20 protein-coding genes and 1 pseudogene are annotated in these 19,337 nt (G+C 63.4%); 14 read left to right on the plus strand and 7 right to left on the minus strand.

Annotation, left to right across the window (positions count from 1 at the left end):
• Positions 1 to 264: 264 nt before the first annotated feature.
• From AC5XE7_RS17625 to AC5XE7_RS17645, 5 genes are all read left to right on the plus strand, one after another.
• On the plus strand, positions 265 to 2,109 hold the full coding sequence (locus AC5XE7_RS17625; protein ID WP_272791899.1) for a ParB/RepB/Spo0J family partition protein: 1,845 nt from the start codon (positions 265 to 267) through the stop codon (positions 2,107 to 2,109).
• Positions 2,110 to 2,208: 99 nt separating this feature from the next.
• Positions 2,209 to 2,682 carry a UCP036055 family protein gene (locus AC5XE7_RS17630; RefSeq protein ID WP_272791900.1) on the plus strand — a complete coding sequence of 158 codons (474 nt, stop codon included), beginning with the start codon at positions 2,209 to 2,211 and terminating at the stop codon, positions 2,680 to 2,682.
• The gene (locus tag AC5XE7_RS17635; RefSeq protein ID WP_272791901.1) at positions 2,679 to 3,566 is read left to right on the plus strand and encodes a DUF7007 domain-containing protein; all 888 of its coding nucleotides are present in this window, start codon (positions 2,679 to 2,681) and stop codon (positions 3,564 to 3,566) included. The genes AC5XE7_RS17630 and AC5XE7_RS17635 overlap by 4 nt, the downstream gene beginning before the upstream one ends.
• Positions 3,563 to 3,937 carry a hypothetical protein gene (locus tag AC5XE7_RS17640; protein WP_272791902.1) on the plus strand — a complete coding sequence of 125 codons (375 nt, stop codon included), beginning with the start codon at positions 3,563 to 3,565 and terminating at the stop codon, positions 3,935 to 3,937. Before AC5XE7_RS17635 ends, AC5XE7_RS17640 begins: the two co-directional genes overlap by 4 nt.
• Positions 3,934 to 4,149 (plus strand): hypothetical protein, encoded by a 216-nt coding sequence (locus AC5XE7_RS17645; RefSeq protein ID WP_272791903.1) that lies wholly within the window; start codon positions 3,934 to 3,936, stop codon positions 4,147 to 4,149. The genes AC5XE7_RS17640 and AC5XE7_RS17645 overlap by 4 nt, the downstream gene beginning before the upstream one ends.
• A 9-nt stretch (positions 4,150 to 4,158) precedes the next feature.
• On the opposite strand, the gene AC5XE7_RS17650 is transcribed toward AC5XE7_RS17645, so the two are convergent.
• The gene (locus tag AC5XE7_RS17650; RefSeq protein WP_272791904.1) at positions 4,159 to 4,464 is read right to left on the minus strand and encodes an alkylphosphonate utilization protein; all 306 of its coding nucleotides are present in this window, start codon (positions 4,462 to 4,464) and stop codon (positions 4,159 to 4,161) included.
• Positions 4,465 to 4,989: 525 nt separating this feature from the next.
• On the opposite strand from AC5XE7_RS17650, the gene AC5XE7_RS17655 reads away from it, so the two are divergent.
• The 4 genes from AC5XE7_RS17655 to AC5XE7_RS17670 all read left to right on the plus strand — a co-directional run bounded on the left by AC5XE7_RS17655 (position 4,990) and on the right by AC5XE7_RS17670 (position 7,614).
• Positions 4,990 to 5,577, plus strand: a complete 588-nt coding sequence (locus AC5XE7_RS17655) for a hypothetical protein (RefSeq protein WP_272791905.1) — start codon at positions 4,990 to 4,992, stop codon at positions 5,575 to 5,577.
• A 324-nt stretch (positions 5,578 to 5,901) separates the two neighbouring features.
• Positions 5,902 to 6,822 carry an ArdC family protein gene (locus AC5XE7_RS17660; protein WP_272791990.1) on the plus strand — a complete coding sequence of 307 codons (921 nt, stop codon included), beginning with the start codon at positions 5,902 to 5,904 and terminating at the stop codon, positions 6,820 to 6,822.
• Between the two features lie 145 nt (positions 6,823 to 6,967).
• Positions 6,968 to 7,210 (plus strand): type II toxin-antitoxin system VapB family antitoxin, encoded by a 243-nt coding sequence (locus tag AC5XE7_RS17665; protein WP_272791906.1) that lies wholly within the window; start codon positions 6,968 to 6,970, stop codon positions 7,208 to 7,210.
• Positions 7,210 to 7,614, plus strand: coding sequence for a type II toxin-antitoxin system VapC family toxin (locus AC5XE7_RS17670; protein ID WP_064334948.1), 405 nt, complete (start codon positions 7,210 to 7,212; stop codon positions 7,612 to 7,614). The genes AC5XE7_RS17665 and AC5XE7_RS17670 overlap by 1 nt, the downstream gene beginning before the upstream one ends.
• Before the next feature lie 924 nt (positions 7,615 to 8,538).
• On the opposite strand, the gene ltrA is transcribed toward AC5XE7_RS17670, so the two are convergent.
• Positions 8,539 to 10,065: a group II intron reverse transcriptase/maturase gene (gene ltrA / locus AC5XE7_RS17675; protein WP_272809205.1), complete on the minus strand. Its 1,527-nt coding sequence runs from the start codon at positions 10,063 to 10,065 to the stop codon at positions 8,539 to 8,541.
• A gap of 626 nt (positions 10,066 to 10,691) precedes the next feature.
• On the opposite strand from ltrA, the gene AC5XE7_RS17680 reads away from it, so the two are divergent.
• Positions 10,692 to 11,009, plus strand: coding sequence for a DUF736 domain-containing protein (locus AC5XE7_RS17680; protein WP_210057624.1), 318 nt, complete (start codon positions 10,692 to 10,694; stop codon positions 11,007 to 11,009).
• A gap of 307 nt (positions 11,010 to 11,316) precedes the next feature.
• Positions 11,317 to 11,487: a hypothetical protein gene (locus AC5XE7_RS17685; protein ID WP_272791908.1), complete on the plus strand. Its 171-nt coding sequence runs from the start codon at positions 11,317 to 11,319 to the stop codon at positions 11,485 to 11,487.
• Between the two features lie 41 nt (positions 11,488 to 11,528).
• Here AC5XE7_RS17685 and AC5XE7_RS17690 read toward each other — a convergent pair whose 3' ends face one another.
• The 5 genes from AC5XE7_RS17690 to traC all read right to left on the minus strand — a co-directional run bounded on the left by AC5XE7_RS17690 (position 11,529) and on the right by traC (position 14,890).
• Positions 11,529 to 11,807: an HU family DNA-binding protein gene (locus AC5XE7_RS17690; protein ID WP_272791909.1), complete on the minus strand. Its 279-nt coding sequence runs from the start codon at positions 11,805 to 11,807 to the stop codon at positions 11,529 to 11,531.
• A gap of 141 nt (positions 11,808 to 11,948) precedes the next feature.
• Positions 11,949 to 12,206 (minus strand): WGR domain-containing protein, encoded by a 258-nt coding sequence (locus AC5XE7_RS17695; protein ID WP_114048293.1) that lies wholly within the window; start codon positions 12,204 to 12,206, stop codon positions 11,949 to 11,951.
• A 236-nt stretch (positions 12,207 to 12,442) separates the two neighbouring features.
• The gene (gene traG / locus AC5XE7_RS17700; protein ID WP_272791910.1) at positions 12,443 to 14,377 is read right to left on the minus strand and encodes a Ti-type conjugative transfer system protein TraG; all 1,935 of its coding nucleotides are present in this window, start codon (positions 14,375 to 14,377) and stop codon (positions 12,443 to 12,445) included.
• Positions 14,374 to 14,589, minus strand: coding sequence for a type IV conjugative transfer system coupling protein TraD (gene traD, locus AC5XE7_RS17705; protein WP_272791911.1), 216 nt, complete (start codon positions 14,587 to 14,589; stop codon positions 14,374 to 14,376). Before traD ends, traG begins: the two co-directional genes overlap by 4 nt.
• Before the next feature lie 4 nt (positions 14,590 to 14,593).
• On the minus strand, positions 14,594 to 14,890 hold the full coding sequence (traC, locus tag AC5XE7_RS17710; protein ID WP_272791912.1) for a conjugal transfer protein TraC: 297 nt from the start codon (positions 14,888 to 14,890) through the stop codon (positions 14,594 to 14,596).
• Positions 14,891 to 15,135: 245 nt separating this feature from the next.
• Between traC and traA the strand changes: the two genes are divergently transcribed.
• From traA to AC5XE7_RS17725, 3 genes and pseudogenes are all read left to right on the plus strand, one after another.
• Positions 15,136 to 18,438 carry a Ti-type conjugative transfer relaxase TraA gene (gene traA / locus AC5XE7_RS17715; RefSeq protein ID WP_272809206.1) on the plus strand — a complete coding sequence of 1,101 codons (3,303 nt, stop codon included), beginning with the start codon at positions 15,136 to 15,138 and terminating at the stop codon, positions 18,436 to 18,438.
• Between the two features lie 35 nt (positions 18,439 to 18,473).
• Positions 18,474 to 18,965, plus strand: a complete 492-nt coding sequence (traF, locus tag AC5XE7_RS17720) for a conjugative transfer signal peptidase TraF (RefSeq protein WP_272791914.1) — start codon at positions 18,474 to 18,476, stop codon at positions 18,963 to 18,965.
• Positions 18,966 to 18,993: 28 nt separating this feature from the next.
• Positions 18,994 to 19,337, plus strand: a pseudogene (locus AC5XE7_RS17725) (conjugal transfer protein TraB); the annotation flags it as partial.

The following is a 19,337-nucleotide window of genomic DNA, read 5'->3' on the forward strand; positions in this document are numbered from 1 at the left end:
TGAAAAAGTAAGAGGAGGAAAGCAAGGAGAAAACCCTTTCGCAGAGCGGTCGACCCGTCGCCGCTGGCGCTCAACCGCCCCCTCCGCAACCCTGCCGGTCGTTCTCGCAAGGCTTCGCCCCGCTCGCCCTGACCGGCAGGGCCGCTCGGGCGCAGTTGCGCCGGTCTGCCCGCCCTGCGGTCCGGGAAATGTCTTCGGAAAGAACTGAAGGCGGACAAGAGCCGGCGATGTGCCGGTTCCGAAACCCCGGAAGGAGCAAATCCCATGCAGATCCTCAAACTCGATCCCCGCGCGCTGAAGGACAATCCCGACGACGCGCGCCGTTCCAAATCGTCGCCGCAGGCTGACGCACTGCTTCTGGCGACGGTGAAGGCGGTCGGCATCATCCAGCCGCCGATCGTGTCGCCGCAGACGGATGGTGGGAACGGCTATATCATCCAGGCCGGTCATCGCCGCGTCCGACAGGCGATCGCCGCCGGCCTCGAGGAAATCGAGGTGATCGTCCGCGAGGCGGCCAACGATAACGGTGCCATGCGCTCGATGGTCGAGAACATCGCGAGAGAACCTCTCAACGGGGTGGACCAGTGGCGCGGCATAGAACGGCTCGTTGCGCTGGGCTGGACGGAGGAGGGGATCGGCGTTGCGCTCGCCCTGCCGGTTCGCCAGATCAGGAAACTCAGGCTACTCGCCAACGTGCTGCCGGCCATGCTCGACCACATGGCGCTCGGCGACATGCCCAACGAGCAGCAGCTCCGCACCGTCGCCGCCGCGGCGCTCGACGAACAGAAAGAGGTGTGGAAGGCGCACAAGCCGAAGAAGAACGAGCGGGCGGACTGGTACAATATCTCCCGTGCGCTCTCGAAAACCCGCATGTATGCGAAGGATGCAAGCTTCGGTGACGATCTCGCCGCGGCCTACGGCATCGAGTGGGTCGAGGACCTGTTTTCGCCGGCCGACGAAGACACGCGCTATACCACCAATGTCGAGGCTTTCCTCGGCGCCCAGCAGGAATGGATGACCAATAACCTTCCGAAGAAGGGCGCGATCGTCGAGGTCAACAGCTGGGGTCAACCGGAACTGCCGAAGAAGGCGGAACGCGTCTACGGCAAGCCGTCGAAGTCCGACCATGTGGCCATGTATCTCGATCGCGACGGCAAGGTGCAGTCGGTTGCCTTCCGCATGCCGGAGGACAGCAAAACGAAAGGCAAGGGCGGCGTCTCCGCGACAGGCGGGCAGGGCGATGTTCTCCATGACGGCAGGATCATCGATACGCCGAAGCCGCGCCCTGACGTCACCCAGAAGGGCCATGACATGATCGGCGATTTCCGCACCGACGCCCTGCATGAGGCGCTCGGCCGCGCGCCGATCGAGGACGACATGCTCATGGCCTTGCTCGTTCTCTCACTTGCCGGCCAGAATGTCCGCGTCGACTCTGGCTCCAACGACACCGTGTTCGGACCGAAGCGTTTCCGGCGCCATGCCGCCCGCCTCTTCTCCGGGGACGGCAAGCTTTCCTTCGATATGGAGACGGTGCGCGTCGCCGCCCGCTCCATGCTGATCGACGTCCTGTCCTGCCGCCGCGGCATCTCGAACAGCGGTGTCGTTTCCCGCATCGCCGGCGATGCCATCGGCGCCGACGGGTATCTCACGAACATGGGCTCGGAAGACTTCCTGTTGTGCCTGTCGCGGCAGGCGCTGGAATCGGCAGCGAAGGAGGTCAATGTCCTGCCGCGTCCAAAGGTGCGCGAAACCCGTGCGGCTTTGGTCGAACACTTCAAGGAAGGCCATTTCGTCCATTCGTCGGCGCTCTTCGCGCCCGATTCGAATGATGTCGCCGATCTGATCAGCCAAGCCGATACTCTTGACGATGATGAAGCCCAGGTTGACGCCGCAGAGGATGGCCTCGACGGCGAGCCCGTTGAGGGCGCCGCGGTCGATGCGGAGACGGATCCAGGCGAAGGCGCTCCGATTGATGGGAGCGTCGTAGATGAAGGTGAAGCTCTCGATCCGTTCGAGGGTCAAGCCGATCTGCTCGACACGTCAGACGATGCTCCTGATGCAACCGATCTCGACGATGAGCAGGAGGCCTATTGCATCGCGGCGGAATAGCCGCACGCCTCACTTCCTTCCGAATGATGTTCCGCCGCCGGTGATCTCCATCGGCGGCGGTTTCGTTTGCGCAACCCTCGAAACTTAGGGAGAACTTGCATGTCCGCGCATATCGCATTCATGGCACCCATCGGCTCGATCATCGCCTGGTCGGACGGCGCGCCGCGGCCACCCGAACGCCATCGCAGGAAGCTGTCTGCATGGCAGAGCAATAACAGCAGCGGCCGCCTGATCCGCAAACAGGGAGAACTTGGCTCAGGCAGCAGCATCCTGCCCGCGAGCTTCACGCTTCATGAAGACGACCAAGGTGCTGCTTGCGTCATCACAATCCGCGTTCATTGGACTTTCTCGCTGGAGACCCGTCTGACGTTCACGATTGCAGAACGCCCTGCCATCGGCAGTTGCCGCGTGTTCGATCGCGCCGGCGACAATGCCGAGCTCGTCCATCTCGCAGCGAACCGCCGAGCCGCAGAGGAATGGCTGTCCCGACACGGCTATCCTCATGCCGTGCTGGAGGTCGTCACTGCGGACGAGGTCGCTGCCGACGTCGTGGAAGGGAGGGCGGCAGCATGAACACCAGCCCTGTCATGACCGAAGCCAATGACACCTCCGGATATCCGGAGGTCTCTTTTGGGCGATCCGCCGATGGCTTTCCGGTCGCCCGTGTCGCCGATACGGCGTTCGCGATGGTGCCCGGCCGTAATGGGCGGCACTATCTTGGCCTCGGTGGTAAGATCGCCCGGCCGCTTGCCGAGTGGCGGCGATCCGACTTCTACGGCCATTCCGGCGAACTCGCCGACGAGGCGGCGTTTCGTGCACGCGTGATCGAGAACGCCGAACATCAGCGCGAACGGCAGGCACTTGGCCGCTGCGAGATCTTCACCCGTGTCCATACGCCCTGGGGAATGCCGCAGCGCACGACCGTCTATGCGCAGGGTATCGAGTGCCATTCCACCGCCGGGCACGGCGGCTTCAAGCTCTCGGCCGAGCGCAACCGAAAGGTTCACCCGCTGCTGCGGTCGAAAGACGGCTTCTATGAGGAGGACTCCGCCTGGGCGATCGTCGCGATCACCTTCCCCCATCTGTTCACCGCGTTCGAACGCCGGTGCGCGGAACGGTCCATCAAGGAATGGTGGCCCGACGCCTGGGAAACGATCTTCGTCACGACCCTTGCGCCGGGGGAGTCCCATGTGAAGGACCGTCGCGCTTTCGAGGCGGCCCATGCCGGTGACTGGATCGTCATCTCCGCCCTTCGCTCCGATCATCATCCCGGCATGATCGAAGTGATCGCCACGCGTGGCGGGAAGCGGGAGCACAATGCCGGGGAACGACGGTTTCTCGTGCCATCTAGTGAATACGAGCCGGGCCGCTTCGGTTTCGTCATCGATGTCGATCGTCATCGGTCCTATGACGGGCCATCGAGCTTTGTCGTCTGGCAGGGGAGGGAGACGTCATGACCCGGTCCCCGGAACGTCAGGAGTTGCTTTTCCGGATGGAAGAGGCCCGCCGCCAGACTCAACGCCAGCTCGACATGATCGACCGGCAGATTACCGCCAAGATGACGGCTCTCATCCCGTCGCTCGGGCGGCGCCGAAGCGGATACCGGCGGGGTAAACCGCCCGCGCCGGAAGCCTTCCTCGCCCGCTATCGCTCCAGTCTGGCGGCGATCACCGCGGAACGGCAGCCGGAGATCGATGCTCTTGCTCGCAAGCTCGCGCGCCAGGAGGCGGCCATCGCCGCTTTCCAGGCGCGACCGGAATTTAATGCTTCCGCTCGGGGTCCGGAACGAGGATGCCGTCATCACCGTCGTGAGAGGAGCGCGCCATGAGGCGCTTCGACGCCGAGCCCCTTCCACCTCTGACCGAGGAAGAGGTGAATGCCCTTCAGCATTATGCCGCCAGACACGGGCGTTCGTGGAAGCGCATCCTGAACAACGCCTGGATGGGCGAAGCGCCCCATGACGATGTCGGGATATTACGCCGACTTCGCAACACGCACGGCCCCACCTGGCTTGATCGTTACCGCTTGCCCAAACGGTAGCGCATCCCGTCAGCGCTTGCGCACGAATTCCGTGCGCAGGACCAGCCCCTTGATCGCGTCGTGGCGGCAATCGATCTCTTCCGGATTATCGGTGAGCCGGATCGACCTGATGACGGTGCCCTGCTTCAGTGTCTGGCCGGCGCCTTTGACCTTCAGATCCTTGATCAGCACTACGGAGTCGCCGTCGGCTAGAATATTGCCGGAGGCATCCCGGACTTCGGCTGTCTTCGCCTTCTCCGCGGCAAGTTCGGAGGCCGGCTGCCATTCCCCGGTTGCTTCGTCATAGACGTAATCGTCGTTGCTCTGGTCGCTCATCTGTCGTGCCCCTTCCCTGGGAGACCTTGCAAGGGTCCCGCATGTCAGGAGCGCATCTATCGCGGAAAGCCGCCGAGAGCAAACCGCCGCTTTCCCATCGAGGGCGCCTCGCAGACCAGCGGACATCAGGAGGGCCGTCAAAGCATTCCGGTCCTGGTGAGCGAAGCTCTTCCGGCAGATGGGAATTGGTTTTGGCGCGCCTTGCCTTGTTTCCTCTTCGGCTCTGGCATCCGATGTCGATCCCTTGGCCGTTCCGCCCTTCGGTTTCGTTGCGGTCTGAACCGGCTGCCGGTCGTTTCAAGGCCGCTGTCGCGCCGCGGGGCGGCCGGTCATGCCGCTTGTCGCAGAGCAGGAACGCGGGCCTCGCAGGTCTCAAAGACCCGCTTGCTCGCGCACCGGCTCCGCTCGATCTGGCCTGCCCGGACCCTGAAACGCCCGGCTTGCGCCGGCTCCTCTTGACCGCACCGAAGGGCAGATCGGCCAAGGGGGCCGAACCGCTTCGGGGAAACCGAGAAGGAAACCACCATGACAAAGTCCGCAACCCAGTCCCGCCAATCCGCCCGAGTCGTCCAGCTCCGCAAGGGCGCCACCATCGAAATGGTCCGCCTCACATGCCCCGATGAAGCGCAGGCGCTCCGGATCGCCGAGAGCTTCGGGACCGCCATTCTCGACAGCGACGGCATCCGCGACATGCACGAGCGCCTGATCATCGAAACCGCCACAGGACTCTCCGAGGGCTTAAGCGAACGGGCGATGCAGATCCATCTGCAGCGCATCGTTGGAGCGTATGTCGGATCCGCTCATGGCGCGGGCCAGTTCTACTCCCGCGCCGTCAGCGAGGCGCGTGACGCCACCGCTAAGGGTGTCGCCGATGCGCGCGACGAGGATCTCGACGGTCCCGTCGGCTATGACAGCGCCGCCCAGCGCAAGCGCGAGTTCGCGGCCGACATGGGCGTTCAGGCGCACGCGCTGCGGATGGCCGCCGAAAGTGCCGTCGCCGCCTACGAGCAGATCGTTGGCGAAGCATGGAAGCCCTTCGACCGGCCTGTCGACAATCCGGGCCAGTCCCTCGACCGCAAGGCGGCCGCGGCGCAGATGTCGGCCTTCGATTGAGGCCGACCTGGCGGAGCTTCGGCTCCGCCTTCATCGTATCCAGGAAGAAGCCGTCTCCTCACGGGGGGCGGCTTTTCGCGTTTCGACGTCGCGGCGAAGTCGCATCAGGAGAGGTGAGAGAGAGAAAGAAATCGGGGCGAGAGACAGGCGCCATCGCGGCCCGTCCCTTCTGTCGGTCCTGCAGGAGCCGGCGGCAGGCGCAACGGCTACGCCGTCCTTCTCTTCGTTCCGGCCGTTCCGGTGCGCATGCCGCCCGACCGCTCCTGCCATCGACCCTCCGCGACGGGGCCGCGATGGGCGCGGCCTCACACGGAGGTCAGAAGGATGAGCAGGAAATCAGCAAGCGCGAGGATTGACATCTATGCGCGGATCACGGAGCGCATTGTCGCCGATCTGGAGAAGGGCGTGCGCCCGTGGGTGCAGCCCTGGAGTGCCGGCAACATGTCCGGCCGGATCACCCGGCCGCTGCGCCATAACGGCCAGCCATATACGGGGCTGAATGTCCTCCTGCTCTGGTCCGAGAGTATCGCCAGCGGGTTCATGTCGGCGACTTGGATGACGCTGCGCCAGGCGAACGAACTCGGCGCCCATGTTCGCAAGGGCGAGAGCGGCGCGACCGTCGTCTACGCCAGCCGCTTCACGAAGACCGAGAAGGATGCCGGCGGCGGTGAAGTCGAGCGCGACATACCGTTCCTCAAGGCGTACACGGTGTTCAATTGTGATCAAATCGAGGGGCTTCCGGATCACTACTATCACCGCCCGGAACCGGGCGCAGAGCCGCTCGGGCGCATCGAGTACGCGGACCGCTTTTTCGCCAACACGGGCGCGGTGATCCGGCATGGTGGGTCACAGGCCTTCTATCAGCCATCCAGCGATAGCATTCAGATGCCGGGTTTCGAGACGTTCCGGGATGCCGACAGTTATTACGCCGTCCTCGGACATGAGGTCACCCACTGGGTCGGCGCAAGCCACCGGCTGAATCGGGATTTGAGCCGCTATCACAAGGATCGCACGGATCGCGCGCGCGAAGAGCTTTGTGCCGACATAGGGGCATGTTTCCTCTGCGCCGATCTCGGAATCGTGCCCGAGCTGGAGCCGCGGCCCGATCACGCGAGCTATGTGGCCTCGTGGTTGAAGCTGCTCGACGGTGACCGCCGGGCAATCTTCCAGGCGGCCGCACATGCGCAACGCGCTGTCGCCTATCTTCATGACCTCCAGCCGAATGCGGAGCGGAAGGCTGCCTGATGGTGACGCTCCGAACATCGATGGGGAGGGCGACCGGCCTTCCTCATCCGGCCGTGCGAGCTTCGATTCATCTGTTGGAGAAACCTTGCAGATATGGGCGAGCCGATCTACATTATTTCTTGAATTTATCTACATGGAGTGACCCATGCCGATCAACGTCAACAATCCTGAAGCGGACGCGCTCACGCGCAAGTTCGCGCATATGGCTGGCGTCAGCATTACTGATGCGATCGTGATTGCCATGAAAGAGGCGATCGAACGCCGCCGTCACGAGGAGACGCCGCTGCAAACCGCTGCCCGGCTCCGCGAACAACATGGCGTCAAACTCGATGAGGCTCAGAGACAGCCGCTTCCGCACGAAGCCTACGACGAACTGTGGGAAAGCTGATGTTCGTCGATGCCTGCGCCATCATAGCGCTCCTCTCCGACGAGCCGGAAGCGGAGCGTGTCTCCAATGCGATCGCGTCCGCGAAGGTCGCCTTCACATCCCCGGTTGCCGTGCTTGAAGCGGTGCTCGGCCTTGCCCGCTCCGACAAGTTCGGCCTCGCCGTGGCGGAGGTAGAACCGATCGTCATCGAGTTCCTCGATGAGCGCGGAATCGAAATCCGCGATCTCCCGCCTGCGGACGCGACTACCCGGATCGCTCTTTCCGCCGCGCATCGCTATCGCGCGGGCCGCCGGGGCCTCAATCTCGGTGACTGCCTGCATTATGCATGCGCCAAATATTATAACGTACCCATTCTGGCGACGGCAGATGAGTTCAGACAGACAGACGTCGACACCGTACCCTGACGCGGCCGGCCATGATGGCTGGTTTCGGGCGAAGGTGCAGGAGGCCTTGGAAGATTCCCGGGCCGACACTCCCGACGAGAGGGCCGAAGCTCATTTCGCCGAGCGACGTCTAACGGCGCGGTGCAGTGTCGGCGATCGTCACGTGTAGGCCCTTCTGATCGGGCGGGCGAAGTCGGCAGGCACGCGGAACGAGCCCCGCCGCGCGACGGCGGATCTGGTGTGGTCGATATAGGCATGCCGCGAGCCTGTTGGTTTCGAAGCGCTCCCATTCCTTCCTCTCGACCGCCCTCCAGGGAGGTGCCGTGAAACCCGGGTTGCCCGCTTGTCCGAGGATACGCGCGCGATGGAAGAGCCGCCATAAGATCGGCGCCGACCAGCGCATTCGTTATGGACATGATGCGGATGGGGCGTCGGTGAGGGATCGACGGACACGGCGAGCCGTGCGGACGGGAGCCATCGTGAGAGAGCGGTGCCATCACCGCGGTCGCCGTCGGGGATCGCCGATGAACTCCGGGCCATGATCGGTGTTCCTTGCTCGATTGAAGCGGGCCACACCCACGCAGACCTCGATGGATCTGGTGTGACCGAAGGACGACTTCGTCTCGATCGCCATCCCGCAACGGCCGTCCGCAACTTTCTTCCCCTGCGAACTGCGTTCGCATTCCTCGCGGTAACCAAGAAAGCCGCTCCCGGCCGTCCTCCACTCACGTTCCGGCCCCCCGGGGTGCGGCGTCGATCGCCATCGGTCCTTACACCGCCATCGAGGCCGCGGTGGGCGCGGCTCGAGCAAACCGGAAAGTAGAGTAGGAGCACAGCGCCTGCCTGCCTCGCGGCAGGTGGTTTCTGCGCCCCTCTCGCCGAACCGGACGTGCAAGTTTTCCAAGCCACCGGCTCTCCATGCGTGGCTATCGCCACGGGTGGCCCTCACACGGACATGAGGGTGTCGAACGATGCCCAGAAGCGATCAGCTCCTTTTCGGAACTTCTCGTCAGGGTCGTTCCATCCGTTTGGTATTCGTATGCCCCGGAACGGGAAGCGGGTTGACCCGCCCTCCCGGAAGAACCGCAGCGATTTCGGTCCGTCGACCCATCGCCAGCGGCTGTCGGGTGCTGTTGCACGGAAGCGGCGACATAGCTCACGCCATGTCGCCTTTCGATACTTCTTGCGCAGCCATCGCCCGATGCGCTCCCATAGCCACCAATCCAGACCGGAGAAGTCCCGCGTGGCCCATGTGGCGTAGCGGTAGTAATTTCGCCAGCCGGTGATGACCGGGTTGAGGCTCTCGATGAGATCGGCAAGGGATTGACCTGTCGGTGTCTCCTTCACCCTGACCTTGATCTTGTGGCGCAGATCCTTCAGCTTGCTCTTCGGTATGAAGAGATTGCCGACCATACGGCCGGTGCGGCGAGCCTTGGTCTGCACTACCCGATAGCCGAGGAAGTCGAAGCCTTCCCCAACCTGGGTGATCCTGGTCTTTTCCATCGACAGTTCCATGCGCAATTCCTGCTGTAGGAACTGCGCTAGCGCCAGCTTTTCGGTCTCCGCTTCCTCACGTGTTCCGTCCGTCAGCACGACGAAGTCGTCGGCATATCGAACGGCGAAGAATGTCGGCCTGTTTCTCCGGCGGTCGTAAAGCCGCCGATCGGCTGCATTCTGCGGTCGCTCGCGAGGACGCATCGACCACCGTCCATACCTCTCGTCAATGGCAGCCAGATAGATGTTGGCCAGCAACGGCGAGATGATGCCACCCTGCGGGGTGCCCGTGACAGGGTGGCGGACGGAGCCCTCGACCATGACACCGGCCTTCAGGAAGGCGAGTACGAGCCAGAGAACCTTTCGATCTCCGACACGGCAGCGTACTCGCTCCATCAGCACATGATGATCGACGGCGTCGAAGCAGCCCCTGATGTCCCCTTCGATCACGAAGCGGTACTCGGAGGTGCCGCTGGGTGTGGGGTGCAAATGACGCTGGATGTTCGCCAGCGCATCATGGGTGCTCCTGCCGGGCCGGAAGCCGTATGAGGTCGGATAAAAGTCCGCCTCGAAGATCGGTTCCAGCACGAGCTTCAAAGCCATTTGTACCAGTCGGTCCTTGAGCGTTGGAATGCCGAGTGGACGCACCTTGCCGGGTTTGCCCGGTTTTGGGATCAGCCTTTGCCGGACAGGCTCGGGCCGATATGTGCCGCCGCGCAGCTCATTTCGGATATCCTCGACGAATTGCACAGCGCCGCCCGGCCGCTCTTCAACCGTTTTCCGCGTGACGCCATCGGTTCCCGGTGTTCGACTGCCCTTGTTACGGGACAAGCGTCGCCAGCTTTCCGAGAGCGTCCTGCGGTCGCATACGATGTTGAACAGATCCGCGAACACCTTGTCGGCGTCCGCGACACTCCACCTGTGAAGTTTGCGCTGCATGTCGAGGACGAACACGGTATTCACCGCATCGGGCTTCATCGGCCCACCTCCTGCCGGCTTGCTTCACTCACTGTCTCCCTTCGCCATGTGGACGGCTTTCCCGCCCTCGGACTACTACGAAGACTCCGCCCCCAGCCGCGCCGATCATCGGTCGCCTCGATCATCTCGCGCCGTCCGGCGGGAGAGAACACGGCAAGGTTCCCAAGTTCACCTGTTGTCCCTTCGCCTGCCTTAGGGACCGACTCTACCCCGTGAGAACTCCGGCCATCGGCCACCGCAAGCTGGGCCGCTGGCTGACGCGCGCGACCGCGCACGCCCCTGATCCCCGGTAATCCAGCGGAGATCGGCGCTTCTCCGGTCTTTCGACCGACCTGCCCACTTCCGGCTTGGCAGGTTCCATGTTGCAACGAGGCTTCAAACATCGGTTCGATTATTCTTCCCATAACAGGCATGCTTGCCGGACCGGCCACGGGCGGAAGTCCCTGGCCGTCCGACTTTGACGGGTTCTGCTTATTTATGGCTTGCCGAAGGCACCCGGCTTACCTCACCCGTCTGCTTCAGCCCCCGCGCTTGCGGCGCGTTGGCGGCAGGGTCTCCCACCCTGCAGGGGCAAAAAGTGCGCGTGACGGTTTCCAGCCGTCACTCTTGGCGCACGGATCACGACAATGGCAGTCATCGGCGAATTCACCACCAACGGCAACAACTCGATCATCGGCAACGTGCGCACGCTCACGGTCAGCATGCGGGTCCGCCTCAACCCCATCGAGCGCGTCTCGCGCGACGCCCCGGACTTCCGTATCACCGCCGGCAACGGTGTCGAGGTCGGCGCAGGCTGGAAGGCGGTCTCCAACGACGGCGAGGAATATATCTCGGTCAAGCTGGACGACCCGAGCTTCAACGCCCCGATCACCGCGGCCCTGTGGCCGAGCGAGAAGGAAGGCGAATACGCCCTCATCTGGAACCGCCCGAAGCGGGAGGCTTGATCGCCACGCCCAGGAGCTCCGCCACCGGGCGGGGCTCTTCTTCTTATGTCGCCTGAGGAAGCCGGTCGCGGGCATCGAGCCCGCTTCCGGCCTTTCGGGTGCCATCCGGAGAGCTGGGGGGTCTGCTCAGTTCGTCCGAGAATGCCATGGCGGACCGAAGGCGTCCAGCACGAGCGGTACCCCCAAAATGCTGGCGCATTTCGGCTCCCCCGCTCGCCGCCTCCGGCGGTCGCGTTCCGCGATCCTGGACTCCTCCGCTCCGCGATGACGCGCGGCGTCGTCTTTCACAAGCGTCAAGGAGACGACGATGACGATTTCTCTCGAAATGCAAATCGAGGAACTGAAAGCTGAGCTCAGGGCCGTTCTGGACGCGAGCGAGCGCTGCCAGATTGCGGTGGAGCTGGAACTGGCGCAGGCCGAGCTTGCGGCCGTTGAGGCCGAACAGGACGGCCGTATCAGCGGGGAGCCTCCTTTCTAGGAGACTTCCATAGGGCTGCCGATCTCAGCAGCCCACTCGCCTCAGCCGTTCAGTGCGTCCTTGACCGCCTTGCCGGGCGTGAACGTCAGCTTCTTCGAAGCGGCGATCTTGATCGTCGCACCGGTTGCGGGATTGCGGCCCTCGCGTTCCGGCGTGTCCTTGATCTTGAACTTGCCGAAGGATGGGATGGAAGTTTCCGCGCCGCTCTTTGCCGCCTCTGCGATCTGGCTGAACACGCTTTCGACGATGGCCTTGGCCTGTGTCTTGGTCAGGTTCTGCTCAAATGCGATCTTGTCGGCGATTTCGTTGGTGGTAGTCATGAAGGACAGTCTCCTCTGCTGGTGGTTGTCCTTCAGCTATGACGATGAAGACGCGGCGCCGATAGAGGCGCGAATGCTGGAAGTGTTGGCAGATGCGAGAAAACCACAGGAAACAAGCAGGCTCGGGCTGTTCAAGGTCTGTTATTTGGCGCGGTGGGCGTCGCGATAGCCCCGCTTTCGTTTCGTGCGCTCCAGGCGCGATAGCGCCCTGTCTGCATCCTCTTGGCCGTCGAAGGTTTCCATCATCGTCTGGCCGCTAGATCCGATCCGGCCCCAGTTGCGGATGACGGAGGCGCCGCCGAACAGCGTCGGCTGGATCGCAAGCGTATAGAAGCGACGCATGTTCCGGGCCGCGTCGATACGGTGAAGATGAATCTGGCCTGTCCCCTCGTTTTCCATGATTGGATTCTCGCTTCGTTTTGAAGCAGCGTCCAACGACTTCCATGAATCGATCCTGCGTGATTGATTCATCTCGCTGATGGTTTTCCCCTCCGGAGGTAGAGGGGCGTGGGCGAGGCGGCTTTGCCGCACGGCTCTATGCGCTGAAGCGCACCGAACCCGCCAAGCGGTTTCGTCCCATGCGGGTTTCGATCCTCTCGCGGACCGGCTCGCCGCCGGCACCTGGTTGCGCGGGTTCAGGCGCTGCTGTCATTCCCTTTTTGCCCTTCACGATGAAACCTGTTCTGCCCGACACAGGCTTTCATGTCCTCGCGCCGGAACCAGATCGCGCGACCGCATCTGAGCGGTGGATTGCCTGCCGTGAACACGATCTGCTCGTCGCTGCGCATGCGCAGGACTTCGTGCGGCATGATCAGCGGCCGGCGGCTGAGCTGTTTTGAGCGCGAGCGCGACGAACCCTTCATGCCGGTGGAGCGGTTTGTCTGGTCGACCTCGACCGTGGTGTCGCCGCAGCGCTTCGAGATGTAGTCGGCCGTGTCCGGATCATTGATCGCAGCGAACGAGATCCACGATGCGGACTCGAACCATTTGCTGGTCGCGTCACGGCCGCCATAGGCCTCGCGCATCTGGCCGATCGACTGGAAGATCATGGTGAGCGTGATGCCGTATTTCCGGCCAGCGTCGCGGGCCGTTTCAAGGATGCGCAGATAGCCGAGGCGGGCGACCTCGTCGAGCAGGAAGAGCGTGCGCCCCTTGACCGCGCCATTCCGGTTGTAGATGGCGTTCAGCAGCGAGCCGATGACGACGCGTGCCAGTCCCGGATGGGCTTCCAGCACCTTCAGATCGAGCGCGATGAACAGGTCCGCTTCGCCTCCAGCGAGATCGTCGGTCGAGAAACTGTCGCCCGACACGAGCGCCGCATAGTTCGGATAGGAGAGCCAGTGTGTTTCCTTGACGGCATTGGCGTAGACGCCGGAAAACGTCTCCGGCGTCATGTTGACGAAGACGGCAACGTTCTCCTTCACGAATTCGGACTCGGACTGCTCGTAGATCCGCGTCAGGCGTTCGCGCAGCTTCGGCTCCGGCTCCGAGAGATTGGCCCGGACGCGGCGCAGCGTCTGGTCTTTCTCGTCCGTATGCCCGGAGAGACAAACGTCGGCGATCAGCGCCGTCAGGAGCTGCATGGCGGATGCGCGGAAGAAGTCGTCGCGGGCCGATGCGGCACGCGCATTGTCGGTCATTATCCACGTCGCCACCGCGACGATGTCCTCTTCCTTCGTGTTGCCGTGGCGGCCGATCCAGTCTAGCGCGTTGAAGCCGATCGCGGGCGTGGCAGGATCGAGCACGATGACGTTTCGGCCCGCCTTGCGCCGGTGATCGACGACCATCGGTGCAACTTCGCTCGATGGGTCGAGCACGACGAGGCCGCCACCCCATTTGAGTGCGGTCGGGATCGTCACGGATGTCGTCTTGAAGCCGCCCGAACCGGCGAAGACGATACCGTGCGACGAACCGAACGAGCCGTCGAAACACAACAGCGGAGATTTCCCGCCGGCGCCCCAGCTCTGCGTCTCACCGGCGCGAAACGGCATCGCCGCCACGCTGTCCTTGTCGACGCGGTAGCGTTCACCGATCACGATGCCGCCGGCATCGGGAAACAGCCTGGCGGCGTCTCCCATCTTCATCCAGTCGGCCTCGCCGTGCACGGCTCGCTTCCCCGCGATCCGCCGCGGCGTTGCTTTGGCAAAGGCGGCGTTCCCCCTGATCGCGACGCGTAGCGCGAAGATCCCGGTAAGGACGGCTGCGAATGCCCCGAGCATCGCCGACGGATCGGTATAAGCGAAAACCGACTGGCCGTGAGGCATCCGATCGGCAAGAGCAAAGAGCCGCCACCCTTCGCGTGCGATCGCCGCGATGCAGACGATTGAAGCGCCTGCCAGTACGCTCAAACCGGCTGCCTTGATGTTTGCCGCGCCCGCCGTCGCGAACAGGGCAATGACGCCGATCGCCGCCGCCGCCGCGTAGGGCAGGGCGAGGCCGATCCGTCCGAGCAACAGCTTCGCCCGAGGCGATGCTCCGAAACCCGATAGCCAGGTCTCGATTCCTGATATCGCCAACATGGCTGCGATCATGAATGCCGCTGGCAGGATTGTGAGAAGGAGCCTATTCATTCATTACCGCGACCGAACGCCTCGGCGCCGATTGCAGTCAACCGCGAGCGCTCGACTTCGTCGCCGCGGATGCGCCCCGCGGCATCGATCAGCAGCCCCAGCAGCAGCGCCCTTTTTTCGTAGCGCAGGCCGGCCTTCACGATCAGACCGCCGAGCTCGATTTTTTCGCGCGTGTCTTTCTTGCGGGCATCGGTCGATGTCGTTCGCCGCATGCGCTCAAGCCTCGCCAGCGCTGCCCGCATCCGCGCCAGGCGCGACCGCCGCGGATGTCTCCCCGCCGGTCCTGCCGTCGCCGGCATTCTTCTTTCCGGTCGTCTGTCCCTTGCCTCCGCGAAACCGTCCGGCGATGTCCTCGAACGCCGCCTGAAGTGTGGCCTCGTCGATCTCGATTTCGCCGAGACCGGCTTTGAGCGCGATCCTGCCGATGCGCTCCGCCTCGCGTGTCTCGGCTGCTTTGAGTTGATCCTGGAGCTTCGCGATTTCTTCCCTGATCTTCGACGACGGTTTCTTCATTCCGGTGGCACTCCCTGGCTGTCTTGGCGTTGCATTCGCGACGCCAAGACTCCTCCGGATGCATGCTCAAGGAAATGTGCAGATTTGCACGTCGGCAAGGCCGACACTTTGGAGGATGATCCCGCCGTTCCGAAGGAGCGGTCCAAGGGCGCAATTATACGTCGCTGGCGCGACGCCTTGCGTTGAGGCCTGAACGGCCTGGCCAGTTCCCGACGAACGAGGTTCGAACCAGGAGACTCACCTCCGTGGCCATCGCCCACTTCTCCGTCAGCATTGTCAGCCGTGGTGACGGCCGCAGTGCAGTGCTGTCGGCTGCCTACCGGCATTGTGCCAGGATGGAGTACGAGCGGGAGGCCCGCACCATCGACTACACCCGGAAAGAAGGGCTTCTGCACGAGGAGTTTGCTCTCCCGGCGGATGCCCCGAAATGGGTGCGGCTGCTGACAGCCGATCGTTCGATTGCCGGTGCTTCGGAAACCTTCTGGAACAAGGTCGAGGCTTTCGAAAAGCGCTCCGATGCCCAGCTTGCCAAGGACCTGACCATTGCTTTGCCGCTGGAGCTGACGGCAGAGCAGAACATTGCTCTGGTGCGGGATTTCGTGGAGCGGCACATCCTGTCGAAGGGCATGGTGGCGGACTGGGTCTACCACGACAATCCCGGCAATCCGCATATCCACCTGATGACGACCCTGCGTCCGCTGACCGAGGATGGTTTCGGCACGAAGAAGGTCGCGGTAACAGGCGAAGACGGGCAACCGCTGCGAAACAAGGCGGGCAAGATCGTCTACGAGCTCTGGGCCGGCGGGACGGATGATTTCAACGCTTTTCGTGACGCCTGGTTCGAGCGTCTCAATCATCACCTGGCGCTGAACGGGATCTCGCTGCGCGTCGATGGCCGATCCTATGAGAAGCAGGGCATCGATCTGGAGCCGACCATCCATCTGGGCGTCGGCGCCAAGGCGATTCAGCGGAAGGCGGAGAGACAGGGCGTTCGGCCGGAGTTGGAACGGATCGAGCTGAACGATGCGCGGCGCGCGGAAAACACCCGCCGCATTCTTCGAAACCCTGGGATCGTGCTCGATCTGATCACGCGGGAGAAAAGCGTCTTCAACGCCCGAGATGTTGCAAAGCTTTTGAACCGTTATGTCGACGATGCGACCGTGTTCCAGCAGCTCCTGGCTCGGATCATCGAGAGCCCGGAGGTGCTGCGGCTTCAGCCCGACACAATCGACTTCGCGACCGGGGAAAGAGTGCCGGCCCGTTACACGACGCGCGAGTTGATCCGGCTCGAGGCGGAGATGGCGCGTCGCTCAATCTGGCTTGCGGCAAGGGTGTCGCATGACGTCTCGGCCACGGTGCTGGAGGCCACCTTCGCCCGTCATTCGCGTCTGTCGGATGAACAGCGGACTGCCGTCCAGCATGTCGCCGGTTCAGCGCGTATCGCAGCCGTGGTCGGTCGCGCAGGTGCTGGCAAGACCACGATGATGAAGGCTGCCCGCGAGGCGTGGGAAATGGCCGGATATCGCGTCGTTGGCGGTGCGCTTGCGGGCAAGGCAGCGGAAGGTCTGGAAAAGGAAGCGGGGATCCAGAGCCGCACGCTTGCCTCATGGGAGCTACGGTGGAACCGCGGCCGTGACGTTCTGAACAACAAGACCATCTTCGTCATGGACGAGGCCGGCATGGTTGCCTCAAAACAGATGGGCGGGTTCATCGACGCCGTGGTCAAGGCAGGTGCGAAGATCGTGCTTATCGGGGATCCCGAACAGCTTCAACCGATCGAGGCGGGTGCTGCCTTCCGCGCCATCGTCGATCGCATCGGCTACGCCGAACTCGAAACCATCTATCGCCAGCGCCAGGACTGGATGCGCAAGGCGTCGCTCGATCTTGCACGCGGCAATGTCGAACGGGCGATTGTGGCATACCAGGGTGCAGGCAGGGTGCTCGGCGCGCGCCTGAAGTCTGAAGCCGTCGAGAGGCTGATCGCCGACTGGAACCACGACTATGATCAGACGAAGACGACGCTGATCGTCGCCCATCTTCGACGCGATGTGCGCATGCTCAATGTCATGGCACGCGAAAAGTTGGTCGAACGCGGGATCGTCGGAGAGGGCCACACCTTCAAAACCGCCGACGGCACCCGCCGTTTCGACGCCGGCGACCAGATCGTCTTCCTGAAGAACGACGGCTCGCTCGCAGTCAAGAATGGCATGATCGGTCATGTGGTAGAGGCGGCGGCGAACCGCATCACCGTCGCCGTGGGTGAGGGCGATCAGCGTCGGCAAGTGATGGTCGAGAGCCACATCTACAGCAACCTCGATCACGGCTACGCCACCACGATCCACAAAGCCCAAGGCGCGACCGTCGACAGGGTGAAGGTGCTGGCTTCACTCTCTCTGGATCGCCACCTTACCTATGTCGCGATGACGCGCCATCGGGAGGATCTGCAGGTCTATTTCGGGCGCCGCTCGTTCGAGATGAACGGCGGGCTGAGCAAGGTTCTCTCCCGGAAGAATGCCAAGGAAGCAACCCTCGATTACGAGCGCGGCACGCTTTACCGCGAGGCGCTTCGCTTTGCCGAAAACCGAGGCCTGCACATCGTTCACGTGGCGCGAACATTGCTGCGCGACCGGCTCGACTGGACACTGCGGCAGAAAAGCAAGCTGGCCGATCTCACCAACCGCCTTCGCGCTCTCGGCGAACGGCTTGGCTTGCGGCAATCGCCGGCAACCCAATCAGTCAAGGAGTTGAAACCCATGGTCGCCGGCATCACCCGGTTCGAGAATCCCGTCGCAGAAACGGTCAGCGAGAGGCTCGACGCTGATCCGGCCTTGAAGAAGCAATGGGAGGAGGTTTCGATCCGGTTCGCTTACGTCTTCGCCGATCCCGAAACCGCCTTCCGGGCAATGAATTTCGACGCCGTGCTGGCGGATAGAGACGCGGCGCGACAGGTGCTTCAGAAGCTTGAGGCCGAGCCGGCGTCGATCGGTCCGCTCAGGGGCAAGACCGACATTCTTGCCAGCAAGACGGAGCGCGAGGCGCGACGCGTCGCCGAGGTCAATGTGCCCGCCCTGAAGCGCGACCTCGAACGCTATCTCCACATGCGCGAAAGCGCCACACAGCGCATGGCGGCTGACGAACAGGCGCTGCGCCAGCGCGTCTCGATCGACATCCCGGCCCTGTCGCCTGATGCACGCGCGGTGCTCGAGCGCGTGCGCGATGCGATCGACCGCAACGATCTTCCCGCCGCCCTTGCATATGCGCTGAGCAACCGCGAGACGAAGCTGGAGATCGACGGGTTCAACAAGGCCGTCACCGAACGCTTCGGCGAGCGCACCTTGCTCACCAACGCTGCGCGTGAGCCATCGGGCAAACTCTTCGACAAACTCTCCGAAGGCCTCTCCCACCAAGAGAAGGAACGTCTCAAGGAAGCCTGGCCGGTCATGCGCACGGCCCAGCAGCTCGCCGCCCATGAGCGTACGACCGAGACCCTGCGGCAGGTCGAGGAATTGCGTCTCGCGCAACGCCGGACTCCGGTTGTGAAGCAATGAAGCGGCGCCGTGCGATCATGCTGTTGAGCACGTCAATGGTTGCTATCGCGGGCCTCATCACGGCTGCGGTCGTCGGTGGCTATCGGCTGAACCTGACGCCGAGCGAGCCGCTCGGGCTCTGGCGCATCGAGAAACTCAATCGTCCGGTCGAGGCAGGAGATCTCGTCTTCATCTGCTCGCCCCCGACTGCGCCGTTCGAGGAAGCGCGACTGCGAGGATATCTCCGGCGGGGCTTGTGCGCCGGTGGGTTTGCGCCGCTGATCAAGACGGTCGCCGCGCTTCCCGGACAGCATGTCGAAATTACGGATCACGTCGCGATCGACGGCGGTTCCCTTGCCGCATCCGCCGTCCGGAAGACGGACGGAGAGGGCAGGACGATCACGCCATATCCAGGTGGCATCGTGCCATCAGGACATCTCTATCTCCATTCCTCTTTTGCGAGCTCCTATGATTCCCGATATTTTGGGCCGGTTCCGGACCGCGGCCTCCTCGGCGTCGCCCGGCCGATCCTCACCTTCGATCCGTGATCACATTTCTGGCCTTTGGCGATCTGCGTTGCTCATCGTCGCCTCCGTCGTCTGCGGCTCACTCGGCTGGAGCGGCAATGTGCTCGCTCTTCCGACCGCGATGTTCTTCCCGGCGCTCTGGGCGATGTCGCGGTCGCGCGTGGTCGCGGCCCTCGTGTCGGCCGGCTATTTTCTGGTCGCTTCGCGTGGTTTGCCGCTGGGCGTCGCCAACTTCTATGCCGCCGATCTCTGGCCCGGCCTTCTGCTTTGGCTAGCGGCCTCACTCTCCTTCGTCGCCGTGCATGCGGCGCTCTGGACAAGGCATCCGGGAAGGGCGAGGGCAGTGCGTTATCTGGCGGCGGCGGTGCTGACGGGGCTGCCGCCCTTCGGCAT

The organism is Aquamicrobium sp. YD-1-mutant5 (genome assembly GCF_059509755.1).

What these genes read in the sequence shown, in the direction of transcription:
- AC5XE7_RS17680 (WP_210057624.1), top strand. Translation starts at nt 10,692, where the DNA reads ATGGCAGTCATCGGCGAATTCACCACCAACGGCAACAACTCGATCATC.
- AC5XE7_RS17635 (WP_272791901.1), top strand. Translation starts at nt 2,679, where the DNA reads ATGAACACCAGCCCTGTCATGACCGAAGCCAATGACACCTCCGGATAT.
- traF (WP_272791914.1), top strand. Translation starts at nt 18,474, where the DNA reads ATGGTTGCTATCGCGGGCCTCATCACGGCTGCGGTCGTCGGTGGCTAT.
- AC5XE7_RS17685 (WP_272791908.1), top strand. Translation starts at nt 11,317, where the DNA reads ATGACGATTTCTCTCGAAATGCAAATCGAGGAACTGAAAGCTGAGCTC.
- AC5XE7_RS17645 (WP_272791903.1), top strand. Translation starts at nt 3,934, where the DNA reads ATGAGGCGCTTCGACGCCGAGCCCCTTCCACCTCTGACCGAGGAAGAG.
- AC5XE7_RS17690 (WP_272791909.1), bottom strand. Translation starts at nt 11,807, where the DNA reads ATGACTACCACCAACGAAATCGCCGACAAGATCGCATTTGAGCAGAAC.
- AC5XE7_RS17640 (WP_272791902.1), top strand. Translation starts at nt 3,563, where the DNA reads ATGACCCGGTCCCCGGAACGTCAGGAGTTGCTTTTCCGGATGGAAGAG.
- AC5XE7_RS17625 (WP_272791899.1), top strand. Translation starts at nt 265, where the DNA reads ATGCAGATCCTCAAACTCGATCCCCGCGCGCTGAAGGACAATCCCGAC.
- AC5XE7_RS17630 (WP_272791900.1), top strand. Translation starts at nt 2,209, where the DNA reads ATGTCCGCGCATATCGCATTCATGGCACCCATCGGCTCGATCATCGCC.
- traC (WP_272791912.1), bottom strand. Translation starts at nt 14,890, where the DNA reads ATGAAGAAACCGTCGTCGAAGATCAGGGAAGAAATCGCGAAGCTCCAG.
- AC5XE7_RS17655 (WP_272791905.1), top strand. Translation starts at nt 4,990, where the DNA reads ATGACAAAGTCCGCAACCCAGTCCCGCCAATCCGCCCGAGTCGTCCAG.
- ltrA (WP_272809205.1), bottom strand. Translation starts at nt 10,065, where the DNA reads ATGAAGCCCGATGCGGTGAATACCGTGTTCGTCCTCGACATGCAGCGC.
- AC5XE7_RS17670 (WP_064334948.1), top strand. Translation starts at nt 7,210, where the DNA reads ATGTTCGTCGATGCCTGCGCCATCATAGCGCTCCTCTCCGACGAGCCG.
- traD (WP_272791911.1), bottom strand. Translation starts at nt 14,589, where the DNA reads ATGCGGCGAACGACATCGACCGATGCCCGCAAGAAAGACACGCGCGAA.
- AC5XE7_RS17695 (WP_114048293.1), bottom strand. Translation starts at nt 12,206, where the DNA reads ATGGAAAACGAGGGGACAGGCCAGATTCATCTTCACCGTATCGACGCG.
- AC5XE7_RS17660 (WP_272791990.1), top strand. Translation starts at nt 5,902, where the DNA reads ATGAGCAGGAAATCAGCAAGCGCGAGGATTGACATCTATGCGCGGATC.
- AC5XE7_RS17650 (WP_272791904.1), bottom strand. Translation starts at nt 4,464, where the DNA reads ATGAGCGACCAGAGCAACGACGATTACGTCTATGACGAAGCAACCGGG.
- traG (WP_272791910.1), bottom strand. Translation starts at nt 14,377, where the DNA reads ATGAATAGGCTCCTTCTCACAATCCTGCCAGCGGCATTCATGATCGCA.
- AC5XE7_RS17665 (WP_272791906.1), top strand. Translation starts at nt 6,968, where the DNA reads ATGCCGATCAACGTCAACAATCCTGAAGCGGACGCGCTCACGCGCAAG.